Origin of the sequence: Streptoalloteichus tenebrarius (assembly GCF_024171885.1) — a bacterium.
Lineage (GTDB): Bacteria > Actinomycetota > Actinomycetes > Mycobacteriales > Pseudonocardiaceae > Streptoalloteichus > Streptoalloteichus tenebrarius.
Genome location: NZ_JAMTCP010000006.1, coordinates 20,190 through 35,995, shown reverse-complemented (window position 1 = coordinate 35,995; position 15,806 = coordinate 20,190). Strand labels below are relative to the sequence as shown.

20 protein-coding genes and 1 riboswitch are annotated in these 15,806 nt (G+C 70.0%); of the genes, 13 read left to right on the top strand and 7 right to left on the bottom strand.

What is annotated here, in order from left to right:
• Positions 1-4: 4 nt before the first annotated feature.
• The 4 genes from LX15_RS08185 to LX15_RS08170 all read left to right on the top strand — a co-directional run bounded on the left by LX15_RS08185 (position 5) and on the right by LX15_RS08170 (position 3,785).
• The gene (locus LX15_RS08185) at positions 5-802 is read left to right on the top strand and encodes an inositol monophosphatase family protein (protein ID WP_253669056.1); all 798 of its coding nucleotides are present in this window, start codon (positions 5-7) and stop codon (positions 800-802) included.
• Between the two features lie 258 nt (positions 803-1,060).
• Complete coding sequence (locus LX15_RS08180) at positions 1,061-2,293, top strand: helix-turn-helix domain-containing protein (RefSeq protein WP_253668895.1); 1,233 nt, start codon at positions 1,061-1,063, stop codon at positions 2,291-2,293.
• A gap of 284 nt (positions 2,294-2,577) precedes the next feature.
• Positions 2,578-3,228, top strand: a complete 651-nt coding sequence (locus LX15_RS08175) for a YdcF family protein (RefSeq protein ID WP_253668894.1) — start codon at positions 2,578-2,580, stop codon at positions 3,226-3,228.
• A gap of 80 nt (positions 3,229-3,308) precedes the next feature.
• The gene (locus LX15_RS08170) at positions 3,309-3,785 is read left to right on the top strand and encodes an NUDIX hydrolase (RefSeq protein ID WP_253668893.1); all 477 of its coding nucleotides are present in this window, start codon (positions 3,309-3,311) and stop codon (positions 3,783-3,785) included.
• Here the strand turns inward: LX15_RS08170 and LX15_RS08165 are convergent.
• The 4 genes from LX15_RS08165 to LX15_RS08150 all read right to left on the bottom strand — a co-directional run bounded on the left by LX15_RS08165 (position 3,779) and on the right by LX15_RS08150 (position 6,375).
• Positions 3,779-4,036 (bottom strand): hypothetical protein, encoded by a 258-nt coding sequence (locus LX15_RS08165; protein ID WP_253669071.1) that lies wholly within the window; start codon positions 4,034-4,036, stop codon positions 3,779-3,781. The genes LX15_RS08170 and LX15_RS08165 overlap by 7 nt on opposite strands.
• The gene (locus tag LX15_RS08160; RefSeq protein ID WP_253669055.1) at positions 3,964-4,230 is read right to left on the bottom strand and encodes a hypothetical protein; all 267 of its coding nucleotides are present in this window, start codon (positions 4,228-4,230) and stop codon (positions 3,964-3,966) included. Before LX15_RS08160 ends, LX15_RS08165 begins: the two co-directional genes overlap by 73 nt.
• Positions 4,231-4,584: 354 nt before the next feature.
• Complete coding sequence (locus tag LX15_RS08155; protein ID WP_253668892.1) at positions 4,585-4,770, bottom strand: hypothetical protein; 186 nt, start codon at positions 4,768-4,770, stop codon at positions 4,585-4,587.
• Positions 4,771-6,165: 1,395 nt separating this feature from the next.
• Positions 6,166-6,375, bottom strand: a complete 210-nt coding sequence (locus LX15_RS08150; RefSeq protein WP_253668891.1) for a hypothetical protein — start codon at positions 6,373-6,375, stop codon at positions 6,166-6,168.
• A 273-nt stretch (positions 6,376-6,648) separates the two neighbouring features.
• Here LX15_RS08150 and LX15_RS08145 point away from each other — a divergent pair, with 273 nt between their 5' ends.
• A complete protein-coding gene (locus tag LX15_RS08145; RefSeq protein ID WP_253668890.1) occupies positions 6,649-7,899 on the top strand; it encodes a hypothetical protein in 1,251 nt (416 codons plus the stop codon).
• Positions 7,900-8,133: 234 nt separating this feature from the next.
• Positions 8,134-8,898: a MerR family transcriptional regulator gene (locus tag LX15_RS08140; RefSeq protein WP_253668889.1), complete on the top strand. Its 765-nt coding sequence runs from the start codon at positions 8,134-8,136 to the stop codon at positions 8,896-8,898.
• Between the two features lie 14 nt (positions 8,899-8,912).
• Here the strand turns inward: LX15_RS08140 and LX15_RS08135 are convergent, their stop codons facing one another.
• Complete coding sequence (locus tag LX15_RS08135) at positions 8,913-9,338, bottom strand: TIGR03668 family PPOX class F420-dependent oxidoreductase (protein WP_301304250.1); 426 nt, start codon at positions 9,336-9,338, stop codon at positions 8,913-8,915.
• A gap of 78 nt (positions 9,339-9,416) precedes the next feature.
• On the opposite strand from LX15_RS08135, the gene LX15_RS08130 reads away from it, so the two are divergent.
• From LX15_RS08130 to LX15_RS08110, 5 genes are all read left to right on the top strand, one after another.
• Positions 9,417-9,800 (top strand): hypothetical protein, encoded by a 384-nt coding sequence (locus LX15_RS08130; protein WP_253668887.1) that lies wholly within the window; start codon positions 9,417-9,419, stop codon positions 9,798-9,800.
• A 127-nt stretch (positions 9,801-9,927) separates the two neighbouring features.
• Positions 9,928-10,308: a PH domain-containing protein gene (locus tag LX15_RS08125; RefSeq protein ID WP_253668886.1), complete on the top strand. Its 381-nt coding sequence runs from the start codon at positions 9,928-9,930 to the stop codon at positions 10,306-10,308.
• A gap of 69 nt (positions 10,309-10,377) precedes the next feature.
• Positions 10,378-11,370 (top strand): 2-hydroxyacid dehydrogenase, encoded by a 993-nt coding sequence (locus LX15_RS08120; protein ID WP_308213426.1) that lies wholly within the window; start codon positions 10,378-10,380, stop codon positions 11,368-11,370.
• A 397-nt stretch (positions 11,371-11,767) separates the two neighbouring features.
• Positions 11,768-12,193, top strand: coding sequence for an uL11 family ribosomal protein (locus LX15_RS08115; protein WP_253668885.1), 426 nt, complete (start codon positions 11,768-11,770; stop codon positions 12,191-12,193).
• Positions 12,193-12,630: a CGNR zinc finger domain-containing protein gene (locus LX15_RS08110; protein WP_253668884.1), complete on the top strand. Its 438-nt coding sequence runs from the start codon at positions 12,193-12,195 to the stop codon at positions 12,628-12,630. Before LX15_RS08115 ends, LX15_RS08110 begins: the two co-directional genes overlap by 1 nt.
• On the opposite strand, the gene LX15_RS08105 is transcribed toward LX15_RS08110, so the two are convergent.
• Together LX15_RS08105 and LX15_RS08100 are read right to left on the bottom strand one after the other, a co-directional pair.
• On the bottom strand, positions 12,614-13,066 hold the full coding sequence (locus LX15_RS08105; RefSeq protein ID WP_253668883.1) for a DUF4442 domain-containing protein: 453 nt from the start codon (positions 13,064-13,066) through the stop codon (positions 12,614-12,616). The genes LX15_RS08110 and LX15_RS08105 overlap by 17 nt on opposite strands.
• Positions 13,067-13,172: 106 nt before the next feature.
• Positions 13,173-13,589 carry a hypothetical protein gene (locus LX15_RS08100; protein ID WP_253668882.1) on the bottom strand — a complete coding sequence of 139 codons (417 nt, stop codon included), beginning with the start codon at positions 13,587-13,589 and terminating at the stop codon, positions 13,173-13,175.
• Between the two features lie 83 nt (positions 13,590-13,672).
• On the opposite strand from LX15_RS08100, the gene LX15_RS08095 reads away from it, so the two are divergent.
• Together LX15_RS08095 and glyA are read left to right on the top strand one after the other, a co-directional pair.
• Complete coding sequence (locus LX15_RS08095; RefSeq protein ID WP_253668881.1) at positions 13,673-14,146, top strand: MarR family winged helix-turn-helix transcriptional regulator; 474 nt, start codon at positions 13,673-13,675, stop codon at positions 14,144-14,146.
• 157 nt (positions 14,147-14,303) lie between these two features.
• Positions 14,304-14,390, top strand: a riboswitch (ZMP/ZTP riboswitch).
• 30 nt (positions 14,391-14,420) lie between these two features.
• Positions 14,421-15,683, top strand: a complete 1,263-nt coding sequence (gene glyA / locus LX15_RS08090) for a serine hydroxymethyltransferase (RefSeq protein WP_253668880.1) — start codon at positions 14,421-14,423, stop codon at positions 15,681-15,683.
• The last annotated feature ends 123 nt before the right edge of the window (positions 15,684-15,806 follow it).

Genomic DNA, 15,806 nt, shown 5'->3' with positions numbered 1-15,806 from the left:
CGACATGGGATTTCTGGTCGGGGTTGCTCAATCAGCGATTCAGATCGGATACAAGCTAGTACGGGAGTCCAGCTCGATGGAGGTGTACTCCAAGGGAGATCGAGACCTCGTCACCGAGATCGACCTGGAGGTAGAGCGGCGAGTTCGCGGTTTCCTACTTGAGTCCACTCCAGAGATCGGCTTTCTTGGAGAGGAGGGCGGGCAGAGCGGGGCCGGCACGGTCGAGAATGGATTCTGGGTTCTGGACCCGTTGGACGGCACGGCCAACCTTGTGCACGGCGTTCCACTTGTGGGCATATCCTTGGCCCTCATCCAGGGCGGAGAAGCCCTGGTTTCCGCGATCGCGCTCCCCTTCCTCGACCTCCAGTACGGGGCCGCCAAGGGGTTGGGCTCGTTCGTCAACGGTAAGCGTCTGAACGTCAGCACGACGGACAGCCTTCCCCACGCGATGGTCTCCATTGGCGACTACGCCGTTGGCCAAGACGCGGCCGAGAAGAACAGAGCGCGACTCAACCTCACCGCCCGCTTGGCGGAGCAGGTCGAACGAGTCCGAATGTTCGGCTCTGCCGCGATCGACCTCGCCTGGCTCGCGCACGGCCGAATTGACGCCACCGTCATTCTCTCGAACAAAACGTGGGACACCGCAGCCGGAGTCCTCATCGCACGAGAAGCCGGGGCAGTAGTGGTTGACCGCCATGGCAACCCCCACAACGTCGGCTCAACAGAGACCATCGCGGCCAACCCAGCCCTGGTTGATCGAATTCTTGAGCTCGTCCGCGTCAGCACTGGTTCACCTAATTAGTGGTACGCCTGGCAACCCGTCTCCCCCGCTGAGGAGACGGGTTGTTCCCAGCTACGCCCGCGCCGGACAGCAGGCAGCACCCCACGCCTCCGTGACGTAGAAACCCATGCGACCGCCCCCATGGGGTGCTGCGCAGGCCCTCAGCCCGCAGACGTGACGTGTACGTCCCTAGGATCACGAACTAGGCTGCCCATGACCGCGTTATGCGCCCTATGCGCATCGCATGCGCATAGGCCATGAGCTGGGGTGATGCGCTGCATGGAGACCTTCGGTCAGGCTCTCCGGAGGCTACGGCAACAGGCTGGCCTCAGCCAGGCCGAGCTGTCCAGAGCCACGAAGTGGAGCCAGAGCCAGATCAGCAGGGCCGAGAGCGGCAACAGCATCCCCGACGAGACCACCACCAGGCTGCTGGACACGGTCCTCCAGGCCGGCGGCCTTCTTCTCACCCTGCAACAACACGACCGTCGAGGTGTGCTCATGCCGCCCGAGCGGGCGGAGCGGGCACCTGACCTCGTCCTGCCCATCGACGAGCCGTGGAGTGTCAGCGACGTCGCCCGCCGCCTCCACCGCACCGACGTCGGGCCGCAAACCCTGGAACAGCTCCGGGGAACGGTCGAAAACCTCTGCTGTGAGTACCCCTGGCGCGACCCCGCAACCCTACGGGGGGAAGCCAAGGTGTGGCTGGAGTACACGGCGAAGCTGCTCGACAGCCGCGTGACTTTCCGGGAGCACCGTGAACTGTTGGTCGCCGCCGGCTGGCTCACGCTGCTCATCGGCTGCCTTGAGTACGACATGGGGCTCAAACGGCCCGCCGAGATCAGCCGCAACGCCGCCTTCCAGCTTGGCCGCGAGACCGGGCATGGAGAGATCATCGCCTGGTCGCACGAGTTAAGCGCCTGGTTCGCCCTCACCCAGGACCGGTTGCGCTCCGTCCCCAGCTACGCCCGTGCCGGGCAGCAGGCAGCACCCCACGCTTCCGTCGCCGTCCAACTCGCCGCCCAGGCCGCCAAGGCACACGCCCGAATGGGCGACCACGACCAGGTTCAGAAGATGTTGGACGAAGGGTTCCGGCTTCTCGACAAGCACGACCGCCCGTCGCGGCCCGAGAACCACTTCGTCATCGACCCGACGAAGTGGGACTTCTACGCCATGGACTGCTACCGCCTGGTCGGTGAGCACAAGAAGGCCGCAGAGCACGCCCACGAAGTCATCCACCTGGCACAACGTCCCGATGGCACCGAGCGAAGCCCCATGCGCGCTCTCGAAGCGCGGCTGACCCTGGCCATCATCGCGCTTCGTGAAGGCGACCTCGAAGCGGCACAAAGCTGGACCGAGGACGCGTTGAGCACCGACCGGCGTTCCGTCATGTCCCTGGCGCTGCTCACCGGCGAGATGGTCTCCGAACTTCGCCAACGGCACGACAAGGACCCGGCCGCCGCAGCCTTGCTTGACCACCTTCTCACCGCCCGCCGCGCACTCCCACCCGCGTGACGGGCTTAGAGGCCCGTTGTCGAATTCCGCTCCATGGACCGGCTCGATCCCAAAGAAGGGACCATCGAGCAAAGGAGATCGACTAATGCGCGACATGGGATTTCTGGTTGGGGTTGCCCAATCGGCCATCCAAATCGGATGCAAGCTGGTTCGCGAATCTCATTCTTGCCAACAAGCCCAGCAAGGACACGCGGCTGTCCTCTGCCCATGCCGACGTGATCGTGACGAGCATGGCCGAGCTACTCAACATGACGTGAGCGAAAGGGCGCATACCAGTGCATGAGATGCACGAGCTGCCGGAACACCTCCGCGCCGATGTTGAGGCGCTGTGGGACTACCACAACATGCACCACGATCTGCGACCGTGCGACGTCGGTGTTGGCTTGGGCAGTCATGACCTGGGCGTGGCGATCCACGCCGCCGACCTGTTTCACCAGGGAGTGTTCCCACGGATCGTCTTCACGGGCGCGAACGCGCCCACCACTGTGGAACGCTTCCCCAGGGGAGAGGCGGTGCACTACCGGGAACACGCGCTCGAACTCGGTGTGCCCGACGAGGCGATCCTCGTGGAGCCCCACGCCAAGAACACCGGGGAGAACATCGAACTCACGCGGAAGTTGCTGGCCAGCGAGGGGATCGAGGTCCGGTCGCTGGTCCTGATCTCGCGGCCATACCAGCAGCGCCGGGCCTACGCGACCTGCAAGAAGCTGTGGCCCGAAGTCGACGTCATCTGTTCGTCCCGGCCACTGCCGTTGGCCGACTACGTACGCAGCATCGGGGACACCAAGCGCGTGGTGGACATGTTGGTCGGCGACACCCAACGAATCACGGTCTACGCCGAGCGTGGCTTTGCGATCCCTCAGCACATGCCCGGCGAGGTGCACGCCGCTTACGAACGGCTTGTCGCCGCGGGCTACACCAGCAGGCTGATCTAGCCCAAACTGGGAAAGGAAGGGGCGGGCGTCGGTCCGCCCCTTCGTGCTTGCCAGGAACACGCCCAGGTGGCAGGGAGATCATGGCTCGGAACGACTACTACAACGACCCCAGCGCCCCAGCCGCCACCAGCATCGTCGTCGCGGTCACCGCCTTCGTGCAGGACGAGCACGGGCGCCTGCTCATGATCCAGCGCACCGACAACGACCTCTGGTCCATCCCCGGCGGCGCACAGGACATCGGCGAAACCATCGGCCGAACCGTCGCCCGCGAGGTCAAAGAGGAAACCGGGATCGACGTCGAACCCACCAGCATCATCGGCGTCTACACCGACCCCCGACACGTCATCGAGTACACCAGTGACGGCGAGGTCCGCCAGGAGTTCTCCATCTGCTTCCGCGCCACGCCGATCGGCGGCCAACTGGCCACAAGCAGCGAGTCCAAGCGGGTCCACTGGGTGGAGCGGGAACGTCTGCCCGAACTCACCATCCACCCCTCGATCCGCCTCCGGATCGATCACGGCTTCCAGCGTCGATCGGAGCCCTACTTCAGCTACTGACGCTCCCCGACCGTCAGGCCGGCGGAGGCAAGCCGTCGCTGCGTCCGCTCCACGGCCGCGCCGATCTCGTTCTTCGCCTGAGTGATGAACCGGGCCACCACATGTTCGGGGCCGTAACGTGCCCGGATCTCGTCCACCCGTTCATCGAACCCACACGGGTCGCCATCCGGCGTCGTCGTCATGTCGCAGTACCACAGCGCGTCCCGGACCGGACCGCCCTCGTCCGGGAACTCCGCCAGCTCCGTCGACAAGCCCCGCAACTCCGCCTCCCGCCAGGCACAGGAGTGCCGGGCGACCAGGGCAACCAACCGCGAGGGAGCACCGATGCCGCGAAGGAAGCGCGCTCCGTCGAGGGGGTGGAACCCCGTAACCGTGACCGTAGGGCATAACCCACGTCATGGAGAAGCGCAGCGGCCACCAGGAGGTCACCGTCCGGCTGGTACACGTCCGCGATCCGCTCAGCCTCAGCGGCCACCCCCTGAACATGTCGCCACCGCCGAGGCAACGCCTCAGCCAGCTTCTCCCGCGCCAACTCCCGCGCCCAGTTCCCCAGCACCTCCACACCGGCAACGTAACCACCCGTCGGGGTGAGGGCTACGCGAGCAGCCCCACCACGACCTGTCGCCACCACCGTGCGACGAGCAGGCACCACGGCAACTCGTTGCCGAATTCCGCTCTACGGGATCAAGGCGCGCCGCTGGCCGGCGGCGCGCGGTAGAGCGGCGGCCCGGCCATGGCCCCGTTCTGAGAGGGCGCGGCACCGGCCGGGCCGCTGACGCGTCCGGCCGGGCCGACCCTCTCAGAAGGGGCACCGGGTGCCGTAGTGCGCCAGCCGGCCGGCGGCGCGCAGCTCCCGAAGCGAGGGCACGGCCGGGCACCGGCACCAGACCGTGCCGATCGCGTGGGTGGTCGCCGTGCTCGGGTGGCCGGGGCGATCGCTGCCGCGCCGGCCGGGGGCCGGCTTGCCACCGGCCGTGCGGGGCACGCGGGCACCGGGACCGGGTTCGGCGAGGGCCAGGCCGACGAGGAACCCGCAGCCAAGCCGGGGGGCCGCGTGACCGACGCCAGCGGGTACAGCGTGGAAGGTGAGAAGAGGTCTGGGAGACGCAGCAGCGCAGGTCAGAGCCCTGATCAGGGTTGCAGTTTGGGTTGCAGTTCGTCCCCGAACCTCCCCGTTCGCGTGCGTCCACCACAACCCCGCCGACCAGGGGCGGAACGTTCGCGGACGAGGGCGAACGACCACCGGCAGAACTCGTAATGCGTAGGTCGTGGGTTCGATTCCCACAGGCGGCTCCAGCAGCCGACGAGGGCCTTTCCGGATCACGGAAGGGCCCTCGTCGTGTCCGCTGTCCTGCTTGGTCCTCAGTCCGGCGTCCGCTCCGCGCCCGTCCGGGGTCAGAACCCGCCTCACGCTCCGGACTCGGTCGCAAGACCGGCGCAACGAGGGCGGGGAGCGTTGGGCGGGAAACCGGGAGGTCCGCCGGAAACCGTATGAGGCCACCGGCCCGAAGTCGGTCCGGGCCGCGGGTTCGGCAGTCTGCGATTCGCCTCTGCTCCGCTGACCTCATTCTTGGGTCACTCGATCGGCCTATGCGCTGGCGGGGTGAGCCGTCCTCTGTGGACACTATGAGTGACAGTGCCGCTGGATTTGAAGGGGAAATTCCTGCCAGCGGGCATTGTTCTCACTCGAACAGGTAGTTTTTCTGGTAGGCGCTGGCCCGCCTCATCAGGAGGTGCGGCTGATCGTGATATCTCAGGGAGATCACGGCGTTCACCGGTATGGTGTGACCCCCAACCGTCAACCAACCATCGGGTGGGTGAGGGCTGGCGGTGGCGCCGTGAGGCGCGACGTGGGCGAAGTGCCTGGTAGGCGGTCCGAACCGGTGGTCAGGCCCTCCTTTTCGGCTTCCTGGTCGCACTGGGGCTACCCTTCTGGCAATTGCCCCTACGTCGGTTGTCGCTGTGTCAACGTGTTCGCGGCGACCCTGCGGAGTGACCTGTGCGACTATTGGGTACCAACCGCTCACTGCTGCGTTCACACCGGTCAGCGACTCCCTGTCGGATGAACGTGGCTACAGAGAGACATTCAGCCTGAGTGGACGCTCCCCCCTCCCGTGGCCAGGAGGGGGGAGCTGGCTTCCGCTCACGGCGCCCGCCCCGCGGCGCGCGATGTGAGACCTCGAAACCGCGGTGGGCGCCATCAGGTAGTTGGGAGAACGGAGCGCCATGAATTTAGGCCGACATGCAATGTTCCAGCCCAGTCCGTGCGGTGAGCGCGCGTTACGGTGCGACGAGCAGCGGGAGTCGTTCGCTCATACTGGTCGGCTCCGCGTGTCATGGCGTTGTCAACCCAGGCGGTCACGAGGTCCGGGTCGCGGTTCTACGCGTCGGCGTCGGAGTCCGGGGGTGGCGACAGGGACGGACGGGCGCCGCGGCGGCGGTGGCGACCGCTTCGGCGTCGGCGCGGCCGTAGCGCCCATGCCGTCGAGCGGACACCGGTCCGCCGGCGGACGCGCAGGTCCACGCCGTACACGGCGATGAGCAACAGGACCAGCAGCACGGCGATCCACAGCCAGGTCCACAGGGACACGAAGGAATTCCTTCCGGTCGGGAGCGAGATGGATGAGCGCGCTCCGGAGTGCGGGCCATCCGCCCGACAGGCCTCGGGCCTGGTTCCCCGCGAACGATGCGCTGGTCCAGCCGCCCTGATGACGGCCTCACTCACGCCCCGCACCGGGGACCAACGCCCCGAGGTGGGAGCGCCACATCCAGTCAGCCGTGGTCGCGATTGTCTGGCCACGGTCTACCGGGCATCCGCCGACAACCTGCACGGTCGGCGCCGACAGCGAAGGGATCACCGGCATTGCATGCGGATGCCGACAACCAGGCCAACAACGCCGACAAGTCCGTCTTCAAGGGAGGGCGCCGCCTGCGCACCGTGCAGCAGATGTACGAGGCTGGCCGCAATTACGCCGCGATCGTCCTGATCGCGTGGCTGCATCAGCACCTGCACAGCCGTTTCGGCCCCTCCGGAACACTCCGGTCGTTGGCGGAACGTGCCATCACGTTGGGCCTGCACGGCAAGCTCGGGATGCCCTCCGACATCGGGTCGGCACACCCGGACGAACGCTCGCGGCACATCAAAGGGGCGGTGAAGCGGATTTCGGCCCAACTCGGCAGTGACCGTCACCCTTGCGGCCCCGACTGGCACTACGTGGAAGTCATCGTCCGCTGCTGCTGCGACGAGGGCGTTGACAGCGAACTGGAGGTCCTGAAGGGCCTGTGGAGGCAGGCTCGCGACGGCGGTTCCCGTTCGGACACCCAGGACGGCGAATCGCCGACACCGCCGTTGGACGATGATCGGCTGGAGGCCGCCACTGAGCTGGTCGTCGTCAAGCTCCGAGCCGAGCTTGAGCGCAGCCAAGCGGACAACGTCCTCTACAAGGGCAATCTGGACTCCATGATCCGCGCCGCCCGGGTCCTCGCCGAGGAACGGGACCTCGCTCGTCGAGCCTGGGAGGACGCCCGGCGCAACGAGCAGCGCGTCGTGCTCCAGAAGGAAGCGTTGATGGGGATGGTGGAGTACGAGATCTCTCGCAATGCGAGCGTCCAGAGATGGGCCGACGAGTTCGTTCCCTTCATCGCCATGTCCCTGGCCGTCGCTGGTCGGGAGGCTCGCCACACGGGTGTGGCGATCCAACTGACGGACCCCGTCCAGGCCGTGGCCGAGCGGGTCCTCGGCGAGGGGACCGAGATCAGTCAGCTCAGCGACCTGCTGCTGAAGGTCAGCCAGCACCTGCGGGGGCTCCGCGTCACGGCCTCACCCGAGCGCCGCGCCCTGGCCCTCTACCTGTTCATCTGCCTCTTCAAGCACGACCCCTTCACCAGCTACGCGAGGCTCGCTGAGAAGGTCGGCGCTCCCGTCGAGGCGATCCGGAGCACGCTCAACGCGGGACTGGTCCAAGCGCCGCTGGTGGTCGCCATCGCCGAGGCCGTCGGGGCTGACCGTGGCTGGGTCTCCCGACTGCTCCAGCGGGCCGGCGTCACGGACGTCCTGTGGCCCTTCACGTGCCAGGCTCCCGGCTACCATCGGCTGGAGGGCTGCGGAAGCTGACACCGCGCAGCGCACGTCCGCTCCATCGCGGCTGAGAACAGCGAAGCCTTCTCCGACAACCCTGCCCCAGACGCCGACATCGAGCACTGGGCGCTGGGGGCCCGTCCGATGGACCTGATGACCTCCACGGGGGCCTCGGGGAATCAAGGGTGGCTCTGGCAGGGCTGTGTCGACAAGCGGGTTGACCCTCACGTGACGTGAGGTTGGAGGCTGGTCGGGCAAGGGAGGGGAGCCATGGGCTACTCGGTCGGCCAGGTCGCCGGATTCGCCGGCGTGACGGTGCGGACGCTGCACCACTACGACGAGATCGGCCTGCTGACGCCGAGCGGGCGGACCTCCGCCGGCTACCGCCGGTACGAGGAGTCCGACCTGGAGCGGTTGCAGCAGATCATGTTCTACCGAGAGCTGGGCTTCCCGTTGGAGGAGATCGCGACCCTCCTGGACGACCCCGGGGTCGACGCGCTCGCGCACCTGCGGCGGCAGCACCGACTGCTGACCGAGCGGCTCGCGCGGTTGCGGGGGATGGTCGCGGCGGTCGAGCACGCGATGGAGGCACGGCAGATGGGGATCTCACTGACCCCGGAGGAGCGGTTCGAGGTGTTCGGGGACTTCCGCCCCGAGGACCATGAGGAGGAGGCGCGGCGGCGGTGGGGCGGCACCGACGCGTACCGCGAGTCCCAGCGCAGGGTCGCCGGGTACGACAAGGCCACCTGGCTGCGGATCAAGGAGGAGGCGGCGGACGTCACCCGGCGGTTCGCCGAGGCGATGGCGGCCGGCGTGCCGGCAGACAGCGAGCGGTCGACGGACCTCGCGGAGGAGCACCGCCAGCACATCACGCGCTGGTTCTACGACTGCTCCCACGAGATCCACGAAGGGCTCGGCGAGATGTACGTCGCCGACGAGAGGTTCCGGCGGAACTTCGAGGTCGTGGCGGCCGGGCTCGCCGAGTACGTGCGGGACGCGATCCGGGCGAACGCGGCCAGGGTCCGGTCGCGCTGACCGGCGCCGGGAGGTCAGCCGGCGGCGGACCAGCCGACCCACCGGCGCACGCGGATCCGCAGCACAGGGCCAGGAGGTGGGTCGTCCTGGTACTGGGGGTACTTGGCGCACAGCAGGAGCAGGGCGTCCTCCGCCTCCGGCCACCCGCCGACGATCTCGGCGTCCCCGTCGGCGCGGACCCACCAGAGGCGGCGCCAGTCCTCCTCGTAGTGGTCCACCAGCAGGCTCACGGCGGGGTTCTCCTCGATGTCGCGCAGCCGACGCAGCGAGCGGGACGCCTTGGGCTTGGTGTCGACGGCGCTCCAGACGTCGTCGAGGGCGTCGTTCTCGGCCACGGCGAACACGATCGGCACGAGGTGGGGCGCGCCGTCCGCGCCGACGGTGGCGAGCCGGGCGACGCGGGCGGCGGCGAACCGTCCACGGGCCGACGCGGGGTCCATCCGCACGCACCCAGCGTAGTCGTGATCACACCCGGTCGGCCCCTTCCCGGGGAGGCGGGGCGCGGCGATCCTGGCGCGGTGGCCGACGTCATCGCCCCGCTCCTCGACACCCTCCCCGTCCCTCGGCAGCCGGAGGACCGCGCGCGGGTGCGTCGGCTCGCCGGGCTGCTCGTCCCCGGTGAGCCGGTCCGCGCCGTGACCACGGGCCGGTCGGACGACCATTCCGGCACGCTGCTGCTCGCCGTGACCGACCGCCGCCTCGTCGGGATCGCCGGCGACGACCGGGTCCTGACCGTTCCGTTGGCCGAGGTCGCCTACGTGGCCACCTCGGGTGACTCGCGGGCGGGCGGGGCGGTGGCCGTGCACGGGCCCTCCGGCACGCTGCGCCTCGCGGACATGCCGTTCCGGCAGGCCCAGGACTTCGCGGCGGCCGTCCGCGCCGGGGTGCTCGCCCTCGCCTGACCTACCAGACCGCTGGCGGAGCGTGAGCAAAGCCCCGCGCGGGTTGGTCTGTTCGAGTGGGCGTGTCAACTCTGTGCGTCCATTTGGGTGATGGTGGTCTTCCTCTGAGTGAGGAGACGCTGCGGCCATGCGTCCCGACCTCGAACAACGCCTGGCCGCGATGCCGCGCCGCCTGCGCGTCCGACACGGCGACGACGCGCGGCGGCTGGCGCTGATGCTCGCCCCGGACGAGCGGGTCAGCGCCGTCGCCGCCGGCCCCCTGCTCGGGCAGGGCAACGTCCTGGTGGCCGTCACCGACCGGCGCATCGTCGGCACGGGCAAGGCGTGGTCGACGTCCGTGCCGTACGGGCAGCTCAGCGGGGTCGTCGCCGACCGGCGGCTCGCCCGGCCCAGCACCGTCACCATCCACGCGGCGGGGCGCGTCCTCGCGCTGCGCTCCCCACGGCACGCCGCCGAGGTGTTCGTGGCCGCCGTTCGGCACGCCGCCGGACTGCCCGACCCGGTGTGACCAGGTGTCGCCTGACGCCGCCCCGTCACGACGTCGACGCCCGCGCGCGGATCGGGCACGCTCCGACCCGTGCAGGAGACACATGTGCCCCCGGCCGGTCACGTCTACGTCAGCCGCGCGCTCACCGACGCGGCCATGCGCCGGCTGGCCGAGCTGGACGTGCCCGTCGTGGTCCACCCCGACCCGGACCGCCCACCCACCCGCGCCGAGCTGCTCGCCGGCGTGCCCGGCGCGGTCGCGGTCGTCGCCCTGCTGACCGAGCGGATCGACGCGGAACTGCTCGACGCGGCCGGCGACCAGCTCCGCGTGGTGGCCAACGTCGCGGTGGGCTTCGACAACGTCGACGTGGCCGAGGCGGCGCGTCGCGGGGTCGTGGTGACCAACACCCCCGGTGTGCTCGACGAGGCCACCGCGGATCTCGCGTTCGGGCTCGTGTTGGCGGTCGCCCGCCGGATCGTCGAGGCCGACCGTTTCCTGCGGACGGGCGCCCCGTGGAGCTGGGCGCCCACGATGTTCACCGGCCTGGACGTCTCGGCGGGGGCCACGCTCGGGATCGTGGGGCTCGGCAGGATCGGCACGGCGGTCGCCCGGCGGGCGCGGGCGTTCCGGATGCGGGTGCTCGCCACGGGTCGCCGCGCGCACGGGCCCGAGGCGGCCGCGCTCGGCGTTCGACCCTCCACAATGGACGAACTGTTGGAGCGCTCCGACGTGGTGAGCCTGCACTGCCCGCTCACGCCGGACACCCACCACCTGATCGACGGGGCTGCGCTGGCCAGGATGAGGCGCACGGCGATCCTGGTGAACACCGCGCGCGGCCCGGTCGTGGACGAGGCGGCGCTCGTCGAGGCACTGCGGGACGGCGTGATCGCCGGGGCCGGGCTGGACGTGTTCGAGGACGAGCCCGAGGTGCACCCCGGTTTGCTGGAGCTGGACAACGTGGTGCTGGTGCCGCACATCGGCAGCGCCGGCCTCGCCACGAGGGACGCGATGGGCGTGCTCGCCGTCGACAACGTCGCCGCCGTCCTCTCGGGCAGGGCGCCGCTCACTCCCGTGACCGCCTGACCGGCGCGATACGGAATACCGAAGCCGACACCGCCGGCCACAACAATCCCGTTACCCCTACCGGCCGCCACAGCGACCCCGACACCGACGCCGGAGGTACAACAACGCGATACCGACACCGGGGGCACAACAACGCGATACCGACACCGGGCGTCACGAGGACCCCGGTACCGACACCGGGCGTCACAAGAAACCTGACACCGACGTCCACTCCGACACCGACACTAGCCCCGTGTCGGGCGACGACGGCGCCGGAGCCTCGCTTGTCCACTGTGGACAGCGCTGTTTCCTCGGGGGTGGCGAACCCGGCGAGGAGGAGCGAATTCCGACTTGAACCTCACGTGACGGGAGTCCCTAGCGTCCGCCCCAGAAGCCGATCGAGGCAGGAGGGACGGACATGCCACCGAAGCGGAAGGTCTTCCAGACCACGGTGAACCTGGAGGCGGGCAACGCCTCCATGGCCGAGCTGGGCAAGACCCTCGGCCCCACCGGGGTCAACGTCATCGGGGTCAAGCGGGAGTACGACGAGGCGACCGCCGCGCAACGCGGCGACGTCGTGCCGGTGGTCATCACCGTGCACGAGGACCGGTCGGTCGTCCTGCGGTACAAGACGCCGCCCACGTCGTTCCTCATCCGCAAGGCGTTGGGCGGGAAGGGGTCCTCGCGCCCGGGGCACGAGAGCGCGGGTGTGCTGACGAGGGAGCAGCTCAGGGCGGTCGCGTCGCGCAAGCTGCCGGACCTCAACACCGACGACGTGGACACGGCCATGCGGATCGTCGCCGGCACCGCCCGGTCCATGGGCGTGACGATCGCCGACGACTGATGGGCGGGGGAGCGCGGCGGTGGACGGCGCCGCCGTTCCGGGAACTCGATCCCGGCCTGGCCGACGCCGAGTCGCTGATGGCCTCCGGGGGCGGCGGCCTGGCGGACGTGGTCGCCGCCCTTCCTGACGAGCTTCTCGCCGCCCGGCGGCTCAACGCGGTGCTGGCGCGCGTCGGCGCCGCGCCCCGGCTCTGTCAGGAAGGCGCGCGGTGGCGCGTGGTCGTCGTCGGCGACGGGGACGCGGGGAGCAGGGTCGCGGTGGCGGCGGGGGCGTTGGCCCTGCTGGTCTCCGCCACCGGGTGGCAGCGGGTGAAACGGTGCGCCGCCCCCGGGTGTGCCGCCGCGTTCGTGGACCGCACGAACGGCCGTTCCCGGCGTCGTTGTGCGGCCCACGCCCGCGGGACAGGGGGCCGTCGAGGGGTCAGCGGCGGGGCTTGAGGGTCCAGACGACCGTCAGCTCGCCGGTGGTGACGCCCTCGCCGTTGGTGATCGTGACGTGGACGGGGAACTCCGGCCGCTCCCCGGCGTCGAGTTCGGCGACGATCTCCTCGACCGTGCGGCCGAGCACCGCCTCCGCGCGCAACGGGCCGAGGGCGAGCTTGCGGTAGTGGATCTCCGCCCTGGCGACCAGCGGCGTCGCCCGGTCGAGCTGCTCGGCGAACGACGCCATCACCACGGCGCCGGAGGCGGTCTCGCCGGCGCCGAACATCATCGCCGCGTGCGGGCCGCCCACGTGGTTGCGGGTGTCCTCGTGGTCCGGCAGGCCCACCACGACCTTGCCCGGCTCGGTGGCCAGGAACTCGATCCCCGCGGTGCGCACCCACGGCACCGCCTGGGTCATCAGCTCGCCGAGCTGCTTGTTGTCGATGTCCACCGCGCGGATGTTACTGGTCAGTAGTTTCGGGGGGAAGGAAGCGGGGGGATTCCGTCCCGGACGGGAGGTCGGAAAGGTGCCCGGAAGGGGAGCCCGCGCGCCCGGGCTACCGCACGTGGCCGAGGGAGTGGTCGGCCTGGTCGCCGGTCACGAGCCGGGTCAGCTCCCTCACCCGCCGGACCCGGCCGTCGTGGTCGATCTCGGCGAACATGTGGACCTCCAGCTCGACGTGGCTGCCGTCGGTCTTCCGGGCGCGAACCGTGTGGATGTCGGCGAGGGTGGTCCCGTCGAAGAGCGCCTCGCGGACCTCGACCTCGCCGCGGTCGAGGATCTCGCGGACGGCGTGGACGTGGCGCGCGAACTCGGTGTGGTCGAGCGTGTTCCCGTCGACGTACTGCTCGTAACCCGGGGCGAAGTAGGTGCTCACGGCCTGCTCGACGTCCTCGACGCCGCCGAGTACCACGTCCCGCAGCAACGCCGCGACGAACTCGCGCGGGCTCATTCCCTGGATGGTCTGGCTCATCGCGCCTCCCCGTGAAGAATGCGTGCAGCATGCACGTTAGTCCCCGGACAATGATGCGTGCAAGGTGCACGTATCATCGGGGCATGGTCGAAGACGACGGCGAGACGCGGGAACGGGCGCTAAGCGCGCTCGACCGCGCGGCGGGGGCCATGGTGCAACGGGCCAACCGGGTCCACCTGTACGGGGAGATGCTGCGCGCGGCGGGACTGGCGGTGGAGGACGCCCTCTACCCGGTGATCAGCGCCGTCGCGACGCTCGGCCCCGCCAGGGTCGCCGACATCTCCTCGGCGGCGGGGATCGGCCCGACGACCGGCAGCCGCCACCTCAGCCAGCTCGAACGCCTCGGCGTGGTGCGCCGCACGGACGACCCGACCGACGCCCGCGTGGCCCTGGTCGAACTCACCCCGCACGGCCGGCGCGTCGCCGAACGCCTGCGGGAGTCCCGCCGCCGGATCTTCGCCGAGTTGGTCTCGGACTGGTCCGACGCGGAGGTGGAGCGGTTCTCCCGCCAGCTCCAGCGGTTCGTCGACCGGATCGCCGAGCGCCGCGCCCGTTGAGCGGTCGGCGGCCCCTCGCCTTCGCCAGTTTCATCACGGTGACGATCCGGGCGACCCGGGTGTTCCACTGGCAGGTCGGCGCGGACATGCCGGAGTCGGTGGCGGTGGGCACGTCGCGGCTCCGGGTCGTCCCCGCGCACCCCTGCCTCGCCTAGGATCGGGACGTCGCGACTGGCGTGATCGGGTGGAAGCAACCACCGGGGAGCGAACGAGCGGAACGGCACCGTGCGCCTGGGTGCTCCGCCGGGTCACCACGCGCCCCCAGGAGGCAGTCATGCACCAGCCGCCCATCCCGCACCTCGCCAGCGCCGACCCCGAGATCGGCCGCCTCGTCGAGGCCGAGGCCGAGCGCCAGCACCGGAAGATCCGCCTGATCCCGTCGGAGAACTACGTCTCCGCGGCGGTGCTGGAGGCGACCGGCACCGTGCTGACCAACAAGTACTCCGAGGGCTACCCAGGCCGCCGGTACTACGAGGGCCAGCAGGTCATCGACCCGGTCGAGCGGCTGGCCGTCCAGCGCGCCAAGGACCTGTTCGGCGTCGACCACGCCAACGTGCAGCCGTACTCCGGCTCGCCGGCCAACCTGGCCGTCTACCTGGCCTTCTGTCAGCCGGGCGACACGGTGATGGGCATGGCGCTGCCGATGGGCGGCCACCTGACCCACGGCTGGAGCGTGTCGGCCACCGGCAAGTGGTTCCGCGCGGTGCGGTACGGCGTGCGCAGGGACACCGGGCGCGTCGACATGGACGAGGTGCGGGACCTCGCGCTGGCCGAGCGGCCCAGGATCATCTTCTGTGGCGGCACGGCGATCCCGCGCACGATCGACTTCCCCGCGTTCGCGGAGATCGCGCGCGAGGTCGGCGCGGTGCTCGTGGCCGACATCGCGCACATCGCCGGGCTGATCGCCGGCGGCGCGCACCCGTCGCCGGTGGGCCACGCGCAGGTCATCTCGACCACGACCCACAAGACGCTGCGCGGCCCCCGGGGCGCGATGCTGATGTCGGACGCCGAGCACGCCTCGGCCCTGGACAAGGCGGTGTTCCCCGGTCTCCAGGGCGGGCCGCACAACCACACCACGGCCGCCATCGCCGTGGCGCTGCGGGAGGCCGCGTCCGAGGACTTCCGGACCTACGCGCACAACGTGGTGGCCAACGCCAGGGCGCTCGCGGAGGCGCTCGTTGAGCGGGGCTACGACCTGGTGTCCGGCGGCACGGACAACCACCTGATCCTGGTCGACCTGACCAACAGGGGCATTGGCGGCAAACCGGCGGCGAAGGCGCTGGACCGCGCGGGCATCGAGCTGAACTACAACACGGTGCCCTTCGACACGCGCAAGCCGTTCGACCCCTCGGGCATCCGGCTGGGCACCCCGGCCATCACCACCCGAGGGCTGGGCGTCGAGCAGATGCCGACGCTGGCCGGCTGGATCGACGAGGCCATCCAGGCCGCCGACCGGGGCGACGACGCGGTTCTCGACCGGATCGCCGACGAGGTCGCGGAGCTGCTCGCGGGTTACCCGATGCCCGGCTGGGCCTGAGCGCCCCGCACCCGACCCCGGTCCGGTCAGGCGCCGCGTGGTCGCGCGGCGCCTGACCGCGCGGGTGCCTGACGGTGCGGGAAGAAGATCGGGGGCTTCGGGGTTGGAGCTTCCCGTGCACTG

Excerpts from the sequence above, each read along its gene's own strand:
- LX15_RS08115 (WP_253668885.1), top strand. The coding sequence starts at position 11,768 with ATGCCACCGAAGCGGAAGGTCTTCCAGACCACGGTGAACCTGGAGGCG.
- LX15_RS08185 (WP_253669056.1), top strand. The coding sequence starts at position 5 with ATGGGATTTCTGGTCGGGGTTGCTCAATCAGCGATTCAGATCGGATAC.
- LX15_RS08175 (WP_253668894.1), top strand. The coding sequence starts at position 2,578 with ATGCACGAGCTGCCGGAACACCTCCGCGCCGATGTTGAGGCGCTGTGG.
- LX15_RS08180 (WP_253668895.1), top strand. The coding sequence starts at position 1,061 with ATGGAGACCTTCGGTCAGGCTCTCCGGAGGCTACGGCAACAGGCTGGC.
- LX15_RS08135 (WP_301304250.1), bottom strand. The coding sequence starts at position 9,338 with ATGGACCCCGCGTCGGCCCGTGGACGGTTCGCCGCCGCCCGCGTCGCC.
- LX15_RS08095 (WP_253668881.1), top strand. The coding sequence starts at position 13,673 with ATGGTCGAAGACGACGGCGAGACGCGGGAACGGGCGCTAAGCGCGCTC.
- LX15_RS08100 (WP_253668882.1), bottom strand. The coding sequence starts at position 13,589 with ATGAGCCAGACCATCCAGGGAATGAGCCCGCGCGAGTTCGTCGCGGCG.
- glyA (WP_253668880.1), top strand. The coding sequence starts at position 14,421 with ATGCACCAGCCGCCCATCCCGCACCTCGCCAGCGCCGACCCCGAGATC.
- LX15_RS08140 (WP_253668889.1), top strand. The coding sequence starts at position 8,134 with ATGGGCTACTCGGTCGGCCAGGTCGCCGGATTCGCCGGCGTGACGGTG.
- LX15_RS08125 (WP_253668886.1), top strand. The coding sequence starts at position 9,928 with ATGCGTCCCGACCTCGAACAACGCCTGGCCGCGATGCCGCGCCGCCTG.
- LX15_RS08110 (WP_253668884.1), top strand. The coding sequence starts at position 12,193 with ATGGGCGGGGGAGCGCGGCGGTGGACGGCGCCGCCGTTCCGGGAACTC.
- LX15_RS08170 (WP_253668893.1), top strand. The coding sequence starts at position 3,309 with ATGGCTCGGAACGACTACTACAACGACCCCAGCGCCCCAGCCGCCACC.